Origin of the sequence: Streptomyces sp. GESEQ-4, from assembly GCF_017948455.1 — a bacterium.
Lineage (GTDB): Bacteria > Actinomycetota > Actinomycetes > Streptomycetales > Streptomycetaceae > Streptomyces.
The window spans coordinates 19649-32247 of sequence record NZ_JAFFSU010000033.1 but is presented as its reverse complement, the minus strand read 5'-3'; the positions used below and the strand labels follow the sequence as shown (position 1 = coordinate 32247).

11 protein-coding genes and 1 pseudogene are annotated in these 12599 nt (G+C 69.5%); 3 read left to right on the top strand and 9 right to left on the bottom strand.

The annotated features are described in order from the left end of the window. Positions 1–37 precede the first annotated feature (37 nt). A pseudogene (locus KCH48_RS37550) lies at positions 38–395 on the bottom strand (VOC family protein). 128 nt (positions 396–523) lie between these two features. On the opposite strand from KCH48_RS37550, the gene KCH48_RS37545 reads away from it, so the two are divergent. Then, positions 524–1969 (top strand): alginate lyase family protein, encoded by a 1446-nt coding sequence (locus tag KCH48_RS37545; RefSeq protein ID WP_210581884.1) that lies wholly within the window; start codon positions 524–526, stop codon positions 1967–1969. A 104-nt stretch (positions 1970–2073) separates the two neighbouring features. Here the strand turns inward: KCH48_RS37545 and KCH48_RS37540 are convergent, their stop codons facing one another. Both KCH48_RS37540 and KCH48_RS37535 read right to left on the bottom strand, forming a co-directional pair. Further along, positions 2074–2535 carry a hypothetical protein gene (locus KCH48_RS37540; protein WP_210581806.1) on the bottom strand — a complete coding sequence of 154 codons (462 nt, stop codon included), beginning with the start codon at positions 2533–2535 and terminating at the stop codon, positions 2074–2076. Positions 2536–2734: 199 nt separating this feature from the next. Further along, positions 2735–4030: a DUF445 domain-containing protein gene (locus KCH48_RS37535; protein ID WP_246886485.1), complete on the bottom strand. Its 1296-nt coding sequence runs from the start codon at positions 4028–4030 to the stop codon at positions 2735–2737. Positions 4031–4256: 226 nt separating this feature from the next. Between KCH48_RS37535 and KCH48_RS37530 the strand changes: the two genes are divergently transcribed. Continuing rightward, positions 4257–5624: an SGNH/GDSL hydrolase family protein gene (locus KCH48_RS37530; RefSeq protein WP_210581804.1), complete on the top strand. Its 1368-nt coding sequence runs from the start codon at positions 4257–4259 to the stop codon at positions 5622–5624. Positions 5625–5753: 129 nt separating this feature from the next. Here KCH48_RS37530 and KCH48_RS37525 read toward each other — a convergent pair whose 3' ends face one another. The 4 genes from KCH48_RS37525 to KCH48_RS37510 are packed head-to-tail and all read right to left on the bottom strand — an operon-like array spanning position 5754 to position 9176. Then, positions 5754–6557 carry a DUF1707 domain-containing protein gene (locus KCH48_RS37525; protein ID WP_210581802.1) on the bottom strand — a complete coding sequence of 268 codons (804 nt, stop codon included), beginning with the start codon at positions 6555–6557 and terminating at the stop codon, positions 5754–5756. Positions 6558–6590: 33 nt separating this feature from the next. Next, positions 6591–7556 (bottom strand): ATP-binding cassette domain-containing protein, encoded by a 966-nt coding sequence (locus tag KCH48_RS37520; RefSeq protein WP_210581800.1) that lies wholly within the window; start codon positions 7554–7556, stop codon positions 6591–6593. A gap of 5 nt (positions 7557–7561) precedes the next feature. Then, the gene (locus tag KCH48_RS37515) at positions 7562–8383 is read right to left on the bottom strand and encodes an ABC transporter permease (RefSeq protein WP_210581797.1); all 822 of its coding nucleotides are present in this window, start codon (positions 8381–8383) and stop codon (positions 7562–7564) included. Further along, entirely contained in the window at positions 8376–9176 is an 801-nt protein-coding gene (locus KCH48_RS37510; protein WP_210581880.1) for an ABC-2 family transporter protein, read from the bottom strand. The genes KCH48_RS37515 and KCH48_RS37510 overlap by 8 nt, the downstream gene beginning before the upstream one ends. A 203-nt stretch (positions 9177–9379) precedes the next feature. On the opposite strand from KCH48_RS37510, the gene KCH48_RS37505 reads away from it, so the two are divergent. Then, positions 9380–11746 carry a transglycosylase domain-containing protein gene (locus KCH48_RS37505; RefSeq protein WP_210581796.1) on the top strand — a complete coding sequence of 789 codons (2367 nt, stop codon included), beginning with the start codon at positions 9380–9382 and terminating at the stop codon, positions 11744–11746. Between the two features lie 72 nt (positions 11747–11818). Here the strand turns inward: KCH48_RS37505 and KCH48_RS37500 are convergent, their stop codons facing one another. Both KCH48_RS37500 and KCH48_RS37495 read right to left on the bottom strand, forming a co-directional pair. Further along, positions 11819–12175, bottom strand: a complete 357-nt coding sequence (locus KCH48_RS37500; RefSeq protein WP_210581794.1) for a co-chaperone GroES — start codon at positions 12173–12175, stop codon at positions 11819–11821. A gap of 43 nt (positions 12176–12218) precedes the next feature. After that, positions 12219–12548: a DUF3618 domain-containing protein gene (locus tag KCH48_RS37495; protein WP_210581792.1), complete on the bottom strand. Its 330-nt coding sequence runs from the start codon at positions 12546–12548 to the stop codon at positions 12219–12221. Between the last annotated feature and the right edge of the window lie 51 nt (positions 12549–12599).

The window sequence follows — 12599 nt, the reverse complement described above, 5'->3', positions numbered from 1 at the left end:
CCTGAGCGTGCGACGTCAGCGACGTCAGTGAAGGTGGCTAGGCCTGGTGACTCAGTACATTCACTACCCGCCCGTTCGGATCCCGGACGAAGAAGCGTCGTACGCCCCACTCCTCGTCCCGCGGCTCCCGTACGATCTCCGCGCCCGAGGCCGCCACGCGCGTACACCGCGTCGACGTCGTCCACCTCCACGCTCAGGTCGGAGACGACGGGTGCGGTGCGCTCCTCGGTGAAGAGGCTGATCTGGGCGGTGGGGTTGGCGGGGGACGCGAGCGTCACCACCCAGCCCATGTTCATGACCTCCTCGAAGCCGAGAAGACCGTAGAAATCACCGCCGGCCTTCATCGCTTCCTCGGACGCGACCTGCACGTTGGGGACGATCCTGCGAATGGTCATCGGACGCTGGCTCCTCATCGGCGTCGGTTTTCTGTTATTCCCCACAGTCTCCTCCCGTCTCCTGACCGTCCCCAGCCGCAGGCACGCGAGGAATGAGTCACGTGACACGACAGATCAGCCGCCGGAGCATGCTCAAGGCCACGGGCGTGGCAGCCGGAGCGGTCGGTATCGGTACGGCCGCGATCCCCACCCCCGCAGCGGCGGCCGGCGCCTACGCGCACCCCGGCCTCCTGCACACCCGTACCGACCTGGCCCGTATGGCGGCCAAGGTGAAGGCGGGCGCCGCGCCCTACACCGCCGGGTTCGCCAAGCTGACCGCCAACCGTCACGCGCAGAGCGGCTGGACGGCCAACCCGCTGGCCACCGTCGTCCGCGGCGGCGAGGGCCAGAACTACGCGACCCTCTACAACGACATCCACGCCGCCTACCAGAACGCCCTGCGCGGCCACATCAGCGGCGACGAAGCGCACCTCGACACCGCCGTGGCGATCCTGAACGCCTGGTCGGCCGAGCTCACCGCGCTCGGGGGCAACGCCGACCGCTTCCTGGCCGCCGGCCTCTACGGCTACCAGTTCGCCAACGCCGCCGAACTCGTCCGCGACCACCCCGACTTCGAGCTCGCCCGGGCCCAGGAGATGCTGTCCACCGTCTTCGGAACGGTCAGCGACGACTTCCTGGTCCGGCACAACGGCGCCGTCATCTCCAACTACTGGACCAACTGGGACCTCACCGCCATGTGCTGCGTCCTGGCCACCGGCATCTTCTGCGACGACAAGGCCCAAGTCGCCCGCGCCGTCGAGTACTTCAAGCACGGCGAGGGGCTCGGCTCCATCAAGAACGCCATCCCCGTCGTGTACGACGACGGGCTCGCGGAGTGGCTGGAGGCGGGCCGCGACCAGGGGCACGCGCTGCTCGGTGTCGGCCTGATGGGCACGTTCTGCGAGATGGCGTGGAACCAGGGGATCGACCTGTACGGCTACGACGACAACCGGTTCTTCAAGGGCGCGCAGTACGTCGCCAAGTGGAGCATGGGCGGCGACGTTCCCTACACCGCGAACACTCGGGACAAGGGCGCCATCAACGGGTGGTCGGGCCGTGAGACCGTGACTGAGGCCGCGCCCGTCGATCCCGCGTCCACCCGTCCGATCTGGGCGATGATCGCCAACCACTACACCAAGCGGCGGGGCATGTCCGCGTCCTACCTCACCCAGGCCGCCGCGAAGTCCGCGCCGGAGGGTGGGGGCGGGGACTACGGGCCCAACAGCGGGGGGTTCGACCAACTGGGCTTCGGTACGTTGGCGTTCACGCGGGACAGGTCCGAGGACACGTCGGCGTCCCCTAGCCCGTCCCCGTCGGCTACGGCGTCCCCTTCCGCGTCTGCTCCCGCGGGTGGCTCGGATCCCCGTCCGCAGGGATCGGCCCCGTCATCCGCGTCGCCTGTCGCCTCCGACGGGGATCTCGCGGCCACGGGCTCCAACGAGGTCGTCGGCTGGACCGCCGCGGCGGGGGTCGCCGCGGTTGCCGGGGGCGTGCTGTTCATGCGTCGGCGTGACCGGGTCCGGCGGAGCCAGTAGGTACCCGGCACGGTGGCTGGCGTGGGGTGGGTCGCGCGGCCCGGCGCTGACGGGGTGCCGCCTGCGCCCACCCGTGCCGCCCCAGGCGGCACGAATGCCCGCAGCTACAGCGGAGGCGCCCAGTCCTCCCCGTCCCGGCGGAACGCCCGGCCCACCGTCGCCGCGATCAGCACCCCCGCCGCTATCACCAGGGTGAAGAAGGCCCAGGCCAGCGGCCAGGCGCCGGCGAAGCCGTCCGGGGGGCCGGGGTGGGTGCGCAGGGAGATGTACATCAGGGTGACGGGCGGGGCGGCGACCAGGAGCAGGGGCCAGGCCAGGTCGTCGCGGTGGCCGAAGTACGCCGCCAGGAGCAGCAGGGCGACGGCCAGGAGGATCACGCCCACGCCCGTCACAGGCGTCGTCTCATTGACAGAGCCCGGAGTTTCGACGCGGTTGCGCAGGTCCCACGGGATGCAGACCAGGTACGCCGCCGCGGCGAGCCCCGCGCCGAGCGCGCGGGTCAGCCAGCGTTCCGGCCAGGAGCACGTCCGCAGAGGGCTCAGCAGCTTCTCGGTCTTCTCGGTCATGCATACGAGGGTTCTCCCCCGGACCGGCGTTCGACAGAGTACGCGTACTCAGACGTACTTAAGCAGGTCGGCTGCGGTCCCATAGCGCCCCGAAGGGGCGCGGGGCTGTATCAATATGCGGCTCCGCCGCGTGGGCGCGCCCAGCCACAACGGCGCCGCAGCGGACCGACGTGCCCATCGCGGCGCTTTCAGCGGAGCGCTACGCCCCGACCACCCGCGTCAACGTGTAGATCAGCAGCCCCGCCAACGACCCCACCACCGTGCCGTTGATCCGGATGAACTGCAGATCGCGCCCGATGTTCGCCTCGATCTTCCGCGTCGTGTGCTCCGCGTCCCACCCGGCGACCGTGTCGGTGATCAGGGAGGTGATCTCCTTGCGGTACGTGGAGACGACGTACACCGCGGCCCCCTCCACCCAGCTGTCGACCTTGCCCTGCAGCCGGGACTCGTCCGCCATCCGCGCCCCGAGGGACAGCAGCGAGGCCCGCACCCGGAGCCGTAGCTCGCTGCGCTCGTCCTCGGCCGCCGAGACGATCATGGAGCGTACGGCGGTCCAGGCGGACGCGATCAGGTCCTGGACCTCGCCCCGCCCGAGCACCTCCCCCTTCAGCCGCTCGACACGCGCGCGCGTGTCCGTGTCGGACTGGAGGTCGGACGCGAAGTCGGTGAGGAACCGGTCGAGCGCACCCCGCGCCGGATGGGACGGCATGTCCCGCATCTCGGTCACGAACCGCAGCAGCTCCTTGTAGACCCGCTCACCGATCCTCTTGTCGACGAACCGCGGCGTCCACCCAGGAGCCCCGCCCTCCACCGCGTCCATGACCTGCTCGTCATGCAGCACGAGCCAGTCGTGCGCACGCGTGACGACAAGATCGACGACCCTCCTGTGCCCCCCGTCGGCGACGACCTTCTCCAGCATCTTCCCGATACCGGGCGCTATCTCCTGCGCGTCGGCCCGCCGCGTGATCGCCTCCCCCACCACGGCCTGCACATCGGAGTCCCGCAACACGGTCAACGCACCCCGCAGAGCGGCCGACAGCTCGGCGGTCACCCGGTCGGCATGTTCCGGTTCCGCGAGCCACGCGCCCAGCCGGCTCCCGATCCCGACGGCCCGCAGCCGCTGCCGTACGACGTCCTGGGAGAGGAAGTTCTCGCCGACGAACTCCCCCAGGGAGACGCCCAGCTGGTCCTTCTTCGTCGGGATGATCGCGGTGTGCGGAATGGGCAGCCCGAGCGGGCGCCGGAAGAGAGCGGTCACGGCGAACCAGTCGGCGAGCGCACCGACCATGCCCGCCTCGGCGGCCGCGGCGACATACCCCGCCCAGGGACCGGCGCCCTCGCCCGCGGCCCACTTGGCCAGGATGTACACCACCGCCACGAACAGCAGCAGCCCGGCAGCGGTGAGCTTCATACGGCGCACCCCGCGCTGCTTCTCCTCGTCCGCGGCGCTGAACGTCGTCATCGCGCGCGGTTCGTCAGGTTTGGTACGTTCCATCCACTCCACCCGTTCGCGGCCCCTCGTACTTCTCATTGTCCCTTCCTGACCGACTCCTGGAACGGAACAAGAGTTCCCGCCGTCTGTACGGGCGAGGGAACATCAGGGAGAAATCAGGGTGGCGGAACGGGGGGTCTGTTCCACTACCTCCCTACCCATGCCTCATCATGGGTGATGATCACATCGGAGCCTCGGGCTCCCAACCCACCCGAGGAGCACGCACCGCATGGCCAGGAAGACCGTGGGGGGTTTGGGGGCCTCCCCCACAAAGCACGGCGCCTTGCTTGCCGCGATCGTCGCCCTGATCGTGGCAATGTCCGCTGCCATATACGTCGGCGTCGCCGCCGGTGACGGCAGCGGCGGCAGCAAGGAGAACCTCGCCGGGTCCCGTACCCCGCGCAGCCCCGCCGAGCCCGCCTCCACCGGTACCTGGGTCGGCACCTGGTCCGCGTCCCCGGTCGGCGCCGAGCCCGGCACGGAGATCACGGGCCTGGCGAACCGTTCAGTACGCAACGTCGTGCACACGAGCGCGGGCGGCACCTTCGCCCGGATCACCCTCTCCAACCTCTACGGCCAGTCCCCGCTGACGATCACGCACGCGTCCATCGCCATAGCGGCCGGCGACGACACAGCGGCGGCGGCACCCGGGACGATGAGCAGGGTGACCTTCAACGGCAGCACCAGCGTCGTCGTACCGGCCGGCCAGCAGACGATGAGCGACGCCGTCCGCATCACTGTCCCGCACGACAGCGACGTACTGGTCACCACGTACTCCCCCACCGCGACCGGTCCGGTCACCTACCACCCGCGCTCACGACAGATCTCGTACGCCGCCCAGGGCGACCTCACCGAGGACGTCACCGGTGCCCCGTACACCCAGCAGGTCGAGTACTGGCGCTATCTGACCGCCCTCGACGTGCTCAGCAACGAGTCCAACGGCACGATCGTCGCGTTCGGCGACTCGCTCACCGACGGCGTCGGCTCCTCCACGGGCGCCAACAACCGCTGGCCCGACCTCCTTTCGGACCGGCTGCGCGAGGCGGCCGAGGACGGCGACGACGTGCCGCGCTACAGCGTCGTCAACCAGGGCATCGGCGGGAACCAGGTCCTCGCCAACGGGTTCGGCCGCCCCGCCGAGAACCAGGCCGGCCTCGGCCGCTTCGGCCGTGACGTCCTCAGCCGCACGAACGTCAAGGTCGTCATCATCGACCTCGGCGTGAACGACATCCTCCGCAACCGCGGCCACGCCGACCCCGACGCGATCCTGGACGGCCTGCGCGCCCTCGTCCAGCAGGCCCACGCGCGCGGGCTGAAGGTCATCGGGGCGACGCTGATGCCGTTCGGCGGACACATCGGCTACTCCGCCGATCGGGACAGCGTGCGCCAGGCCATCAACGCGGAGATCCGCGCGGGCCACGTCTTCGACGCGGTCGTCGACTTCGACGAAGCGGTACGAGACCCGTACGACCCCCGAAAGTTCCGCCCCGACTACGACTCCGGGGACCATCTGCACCCCAGCGACAAGGGGTACGAGCGGCTAGCGGACGCGTTCAACTTGGACGACTTGAAGGGCGGAGCACCAGCCAAGCTGTAGCTCCCCCCTTGCTGCGGGCATGCGTGCCGCCTGGGGCGGCACGGGTGGGCGCAGGCGGCACCCCGTAAGCGCCGGGCTGCGCGACCCACCCCCGGCCGACGCCAACGCCGGGCAACTGGCGACCCCGGCTCAGTCCTCCCCGCGCCGACGCCGCTCCCGCCGCTCCTCATGCCGGTCGTGCATCAGGCTCCGATGCCCGTCCAGCATCCGCCGATGAGCGTCCTGGATGTCGTCCCGGTAGGACTCCGCCAGCTCCCGCTTCGACGCCTTCCGGTCCAACCGCCCCTGCCGCCGTTCCTCCCGCAACCGCTGCTTCTCGGCCCGGGTCAGCTTGCGCTCGACACCCACGCCGCCCCAGAAGGCGAACCCGGTGACGATCACACGAGGCGCCCCGGGGTCCCCGAGCACGCCCTCCTCGCCCTGGTCGAAGCCGCCCATGACGCCGATCCCGCGGACGACGACCTCGACGCCTGGCGGCACGATCACCGTCATCCCGCCCATGATCGCGATGCAGTTGATCTCGACCTCACGGTCCGCGAAGTTCGCCTCGCGCAGATCGATCTCACCGCCGCCCCAGAAGGCGAAGCAGTTGAACCGCCTGGGCACGGTCCAGCGTCCCTTGCGCTGGAAGCCGGACATCACGGCGACGGCCCACGTGGACGAGCCCTCGCCGCCGACGATCCGCTGGGCCCAACTCCCGCCCTGCTCGGGCCTCTTGAGCATGTCGACGGTCGGCGGGGTCACCCCTGCGGCGGGCAGGTCACGGGTGATCGGCGTCAGTTCGCCGTACGTCCGTGCCTTGTACGTCGCGTCCAGCCGCTCCTCGAACTCCGTCATGTCGAGCCGCCCCTCGGCCAGGGCGTCCCGCAGCACCTCGGCGACTCGTTCACGATCGGCGTCGGAAGCACGCAGTTCCGGGGCATCGTCCGTCATATCCCTCAGCCTACGAGTTCGACGGCCCGGACACTATGCGGCCGCCCGCTCCTCATACATCTTCGCGATCACGGCCTCGATGTCCGGCTCCCGCACCGACAGATCCACCAGTGGATACTCCGCCGCGATCCGCGCCACCAGCGGCGCCGCCGACTCCGACGCCGGGAACGCGAGCCACTGGCGCGGCCCTTCCACCCGTACGACCCTGGCGGGCGGCGCCTCGATGGGCGGAAGCTCCCGCTCCAGGTCCACCACCAGGGTGCGTTCGCTCTCCCCCGCCTCGTGCAGGCCGGCGAGCGGGCCGTCGTACATCAGACGCCCGTGGTCGATGACCATCACGCGGGAGCACAGCTGCTCGATGTCCTGGAGGTCATGCGTGGTCAGCAGGACCGTGGTGCCGCGCTCGGTGTTCAACTCCCGCAGGAATTCCCGGACCTTGGCCTTGGAGATGACGTCGAGGCCGATCGTCGGCTCGTCGAGGTAGAGCACCTCGGGGTCGTGGAGGAGGGCCGCCGCGATGTCGCCGCGCATCCGCTGGCCGAGCGAGAGTTGGCGTACCGGTACGTCCAACAGGGCTTCCAGTTCGAGGAGTTCGACGCAGCGGTCGAGGTTCTCGCGGTAACGGGCGTCCGGGATCCGGTACATGCGGTGCATCAGACTGTACGAGTCGATCAGTGGCAGGTCCCACCACAGCGTCGTACGCTGCCCGAACACCACCCCGATCCGGTGGGCGAGACGCGTGCGCTCACGGGACGGGTCGATGCCCGCGACCCGCAATCGGCCGCCGCTCGGCGTGAGGATCCCCGTCAGCATCTTGATCGTCGTCGACTTCCCGGCACCGTTCGGACCGATGTAGCCGACCATCTCGCCGCGTGCCACGGAGAAGGTGATCGAGTCGACCGCCCGCACCTCACGGCGTTCACGCTTGAGGAAGCCGGCCTTCTTGCGGACGACGAAGACCTTCTCGACCCGGTCGAGCTCGATGAAACCCTCTGTCACTGGCCCTAACTCCCTGTACTCCGGTACGAACGAAGCCCCACACGCCACACCACACCCGCCAACGCACAGCACACTCCGGCGGCGAGCGGCGACAGAAACGTCACCCACGTCGGCAGGTCGAGCGGATACGGCCGCCCCAACACGTAGGACGCGGGCAGCCAGTTGACGAAGGCGAGCGGCACCATGAACGTCACCCCGCGCACCAGGTCCTTCCCGAACAGGGTCGGGGGGTACTGCAGCAGCGTGGTGCCGCCGTATGTGAACGCGTTCTGCACCTGGGCGGCGTCCTGCGCCAGGAACTGGAAGGCCGCGCCCGCGACGAAGATCGCCGCGAAGATCACCGCGCCGCTGACCAGCATCACCGGCACCAGCAGCACCTTCGGCGCACTCCAGTCGACGTCGACGGCGAACAGCGCCCAGCCCAGCACCAACGACCCCTGGATGACCCGGCCGAACCGACGCAGCGGGAACTGGTCCGCGGCGACCTGCGCGAGCACCGGAACGGGCCGTACCAGCAGCGTGTCGAACGACCCGTCGCGTATCCGGGCACCCAGCCCCTCCGACGAGCCGAGCAGCAGGTCCGTGATGCCGAACGCCGTCACCGACAGGCCGTACAGAAAGGCCACCTCGGGCAGCGTCCAGCCGCCGAGCGAGTCGACCTGCGAGAACATCAGCAGGATGCCGACGAAGTCCAACCCGGACAGCAAAAGGTTGCCGAAGACCGTGACGACGAAGGAGACGCGGTAGGTCATGCCGGCCCGGATCCACATCCCGGCGATCAGCAGATAGGCCCGCACCCCGTCCACCAGACGGCTCGTCTCACCCACCCTGCACCACCACCCTCCGCGTAGCCGCCGACTGCAACAGCCGCCCCGCCGCCAGCAGTGCCACCGCCCACGCCGCCTGGAAGACGAACGCCCCGAGCGGGCCGGTCTCCCCCATCAGCACATCCGCCGGGACCTGCAACTGCGCGGCCCACGGCAACGCCTGGACCACGTCACCGAGCGCGTCCGGAAAGGCGTTCAGCGGCAGTGTCATGCCCGAGCAGAAGATGCCCGTGACCATCAGGGCCTGCATGACACCCCTGGCATCCATGAGCCAGAACACGCTCAACGCCGCCAGATAGCGGATCCCGAAGCTGACGAGGGCCGCCAGCAACAGCGTGACCAGGAACGCCACCCAGGTGCCCACGTCCCCCGGCAGGGCCATCGGGAAGAACAGCGCACCGAAGACGAACGGGATCACGCCACGCCCCGCCAACTGGAACAGCATCCGCCCCAAGTCGCTCGCCAGCCACCACAGTTGGAGATCGGCCGGCCGGTACAGATCGACCGCGATCTCACCGGTGCGGATGCGTTCCATCAGCTCGTTCTCGAAGCCGCCGCCCTGGATGGCCAGCGCCGCGAACAGCGCCTGCCCCAGCCACACATAGGTCACGGCCTGCGCCTGGTCGTACCCGCCCAGATCCGGCCGCTCGTCCCACAGCGCCAGATACGTGTACACGAGGATCAGCCCGAAGACGGTGTTGGTGAACACCCCGGCCGCCGTGGCCACCCGATAGGTCGCGTATCGTCGGAAACTCCCCGCCGCCACGGCCGCGTACAACCGCACCGAGCCCACACCCACGCCCTCCTCGCCCGCGCCCGGCACCGAAGCGCAGGAGCCTAGTGCGACGGCGACGCGGACTGCCACGTATTTTCCCGGCCCGACGCGTGCCGAGGCAGGGAACTGATCGGCGGGTGCGGCAGTCTTCAACAGGGGGCACAGAAGACGTACGAGGGCGTACGGGAACGTACGACGTAAAACAGGAGTCCGTGCACAACATGAACGACCAGCCGCAGCCGCACCAGCCGGACCCTGGCAAGAAGCGTCCCGAGCGCACCGGTTGGCGACGCCTGATCCCGACCTGGCGCATGGTGCTCGGCACCTGCGTCATCGGGACACTGCTGCTGGCCGGCCTGTTCTTCCTCGGCTACTCCCTGGTCAAGATCCCGCCCGCGAACGCGCTCGCGACCAAGCAGAGCAACATCTACCTCTACGCGGACGGCAGTCAGCTCGCCCGTGACGGCGAGGTCAACCGGGAGAACGTCACCCTCGCGCAGATCTCCAAGGAAGCCCAGCACTCCGTACTGGCCGCCGAGGACCGCGACTTCTACTCCGAGTCCGCGATCGACCCCAAGGCGATGGTCCGCGCCGCCTGGAACACGGCGACCGGCAAGGGCAAGCAGTCCGGCTCGACGATCACCCAGCAGTACGTCAAGAACTACTACCTGGCCCAGGAACAGACCGTCACCCGCAAGGTGAAGGAGTTCTTCATCTCGATCAAGCTGGACCAGGAGGAGAGCAAGGACGACATCCTCCAGGGCTACCTCAACACCAGCTACTTCGGCCGCAACGCCTACGGCATCCAGGCCGCCGCCCAGGCCTACTACGGCATGGACGCCGACGACCTCGACGCCGCCCACGGCGCCTACCTCGCCGCCCTGCTGAACGCGCCCAGCGAGTACGACGTCGTCGCCCACCCCGAGAACAAGGCCGCCGCCGAGGGCCGTTGGCGGTACGTCCTCGACGGCATGGTCAAGGAGGGCTGGCTGAGCAAGGCCGACCGGGCGGGCCTGAAGTTCCCGATGCCGAAGGAACAGACCGTCTCGACCGGCATGTCCGGGCAGCGCGGCTACATCGTCGCCGCGATCAAGGACTACCTCACCCAGAACAAGGTCGTCACCGCGGAGGAACTGGACACCGGCGGCTACCGCATCACGACCACCCTGCAGAAGACCCGGCAGAACGCCTTCGTGAAGGCCGTCGACGACCAGTTGATGTCCAAGCTCGACAAGAAGAACAACAAGGTCGACACCTATGTCCGCGCGGGCGGCGCCGCCGTCGACCCCAAGACCGGCAAGGTCGTCGCCATGTACGGCGGCATCGACTACGTGAAGCAGTACACGAACAACGCCACCCGCCGCGACTTCCAGGTCGGCTCCACCTTCAAACCGTTCGTGTTCACCTCCGCCGTCGAGAACGAGTCCGTCACCCAGGACGGCCGCCCCATCACCCCGAACACGATCTACGACGGCACCAGCGAACGCCCCGTCCAGGGTTGGAGCGGCTCCTACGCCCCCGAGAACGAGGACGACGTCAACTACGGCGACATCACCGTCCGCACCGCCACCGACAAGTCCGTCAACTCGGTGTACGCGCAGATGGCCGTCGACGTAGGCCCCGACAAGGTCCGCCAGACCGCCGTCGACCTCGGCATCCCGGGCACCACCCCCGACCTGACCTCGACCCCGTCCATCGCACTCGGCCCGGCCACCGCCAGCGTCCTCGACATGGCGGAGGCGTACGCGACCCTCGCCAACCACGGCAAGCACGGCACGTACACGCTGATCAACAAGATCACCAAGGACGGCGCGGACGTCGTGGACCTGCCCAAGCGCTCCACCCGGCAGGTCGTCACCCGCGAGGCCGCCGACACCACGACGTCGATGCTGCAGAGCGTCGTCGACAACGGCACCGCCACCGCCGCCCAGGCCGCCGGCCGCCCGGCGGCGGGCAAGACCGGCACCGCGGAGGAGGACACGGCCGCCTGGTTCGCGGGCTACACCCCCGACCTGGCCACGGTCGTCTCCGTCATGGGCCAGGACCCGGTCACGGCCGCGCACAAGCCCCTGTACGGCGCGATGGGCGAGCCCCGTATCAACGGCGGCGGCGCGCCCGCCGACATCTGGGCCCAGTTCACCAAGGACGCCCTGAAAGGCACCCCGGTCAGCGACTTCGACCTCCAGCTCCAGGAGGGCGCGGACGAACCGCAGCTGCCGACGGGCGAGCCGCCCGCCGACCCGGACCCGGACGCCCCGACCGACGACGAGACCACCGGACAGCCCACCGACGGCACCACTACCAGCGGTCAGAACACCCAGGGCCAGACCGACGGCGGCACGACCACCACGGGCGGCACGACGACCGGCGGGACGACAACCGACGGGGGCACCACCGGAGACACCACCACCGGCGGCACCACGACCGATGGCGGCACGACGGGCGACACGAGCACGGGCGGTACGACGGGCGACACGTCGACCGGCGGGACGACGGGCGACACGACGGGCGGCGACACCGGCGGCGACACGGGCGGCGGGACGACAGAGGGGACGTCGGCGGGCGGGGACCCACCGCTCTTCCAGTGACTGATGACTGAAAAGTGACGGAAAGGGGCTGGTGACGATGGTCACCAGCCCCTCATGCAGTTGTTCTACGAGTTACAAGTACAGCCCCGTGGAGTCTTCGGATCCCTCGAAGCGGTCCGCGGCCACGGCATGCAGATCGCGCTCGCGCATGAGCACGTAGGCGATGCCGCGCACCTCCACCTCGGCCCGGTCCTCCGGGTCGTACAGGACCCGGTCGCCCGGCTCCACGGTCCGTACGTTCTGCCCCACCGCGACGACCTCGGCCCAGGCCAGCCGCCGCCCGACCGCCGCGGTGGCGGGAATCAGGATGCCCCCGCCCGACCGCCGCTCGCCCTCACCGGTCTCCTGCCGCACGAGTACACGGTCGTGCAGCATCCGGATGGGCAGTTTGTCGTCCTGGGTGCTGTGCTCGTTTCTGTTGGCGCTCACGCCCCGAACCTACCTGCCTTCGACCTGTCCGTAAGCCGCCGGGTCAGCCCTTACGGCGCCGGCTGCCCAGGGCCAGCAGCCCCACGAGCCCGACCGCGACGACGGCGACGGGCACGATGCGCTCGAGCCGGGGCGCACCCGCGCCGTCGACGAACTGCCCCTTCACATCGCTCACGACCCGATTGACGCCCACATAGGCCCGACCGAGGGTGCGATCGACATTGGAGACGACCTTGGCCTTGGCGTCCCCGACGATCGTCTTCGGATGCACCCGCACCCCGATCTCGTCGAGCGTCTCGGCCAGCACGTCACGGCGATGCTTGATGTCCGCCTCGATCTGCGCCGGGGTTCTGGTGTCCGAGGTGTCCGCCACCGTACGGCCTCCGAAGTCTGGTGCTGCGCTGTTCCGGACAGTCTGTCAGCT

What these genes read in the sequence shown, in the direction of transcription:
- KCH48_RS37545 (WP_210581884.1), top strand. Translation starts at nt 524, where the DNA reads ATGCTCAAGGCCACGGGCGTGGCAGCCGGAGCGGTCGGTATCGGTACG.
- KCH48_RS37540 (WP_210581806.1), bottom strand. Translation starts at nt 2,535, where the DNA reads ATGACCGAGAAGACCGAGAAGCTGCTGAGCCCTCTGCGGACGTGCTCC.
- KCH48_RS37535 (WP_246886485.1), bottom strand. Translation starts at nt 4,030, where the DNA reads ATGGAACGTACCAAACCTGACGAACCGCGCGCGATGACGACGTTCAGC.
- KCH48_RS37530 (WP_210581804.1), top strand. Translation starts at nt 4,257, where the DNA reads ATGGCCAGGAAGACCGTGGGGGGTTTGGGGGCCTCCCCCACAAAGCAC.
- KCH48_RS37525 (WP_210581802.1), bottom strand. Translation starts at nt 6,557, where the DNA reads ATGACGGACGATGCCCCGGAACTGCGTGCTTCCGACGCCGATCGTGAA.
- KCH48_RS37505 (WP_210581796.1), top strand. Translation starts at nt 9,380, where the DNA reads ATGAACGACCAGCCGCAGCCGCACCAGCCGGACCCTGGCAAGAAGCGT.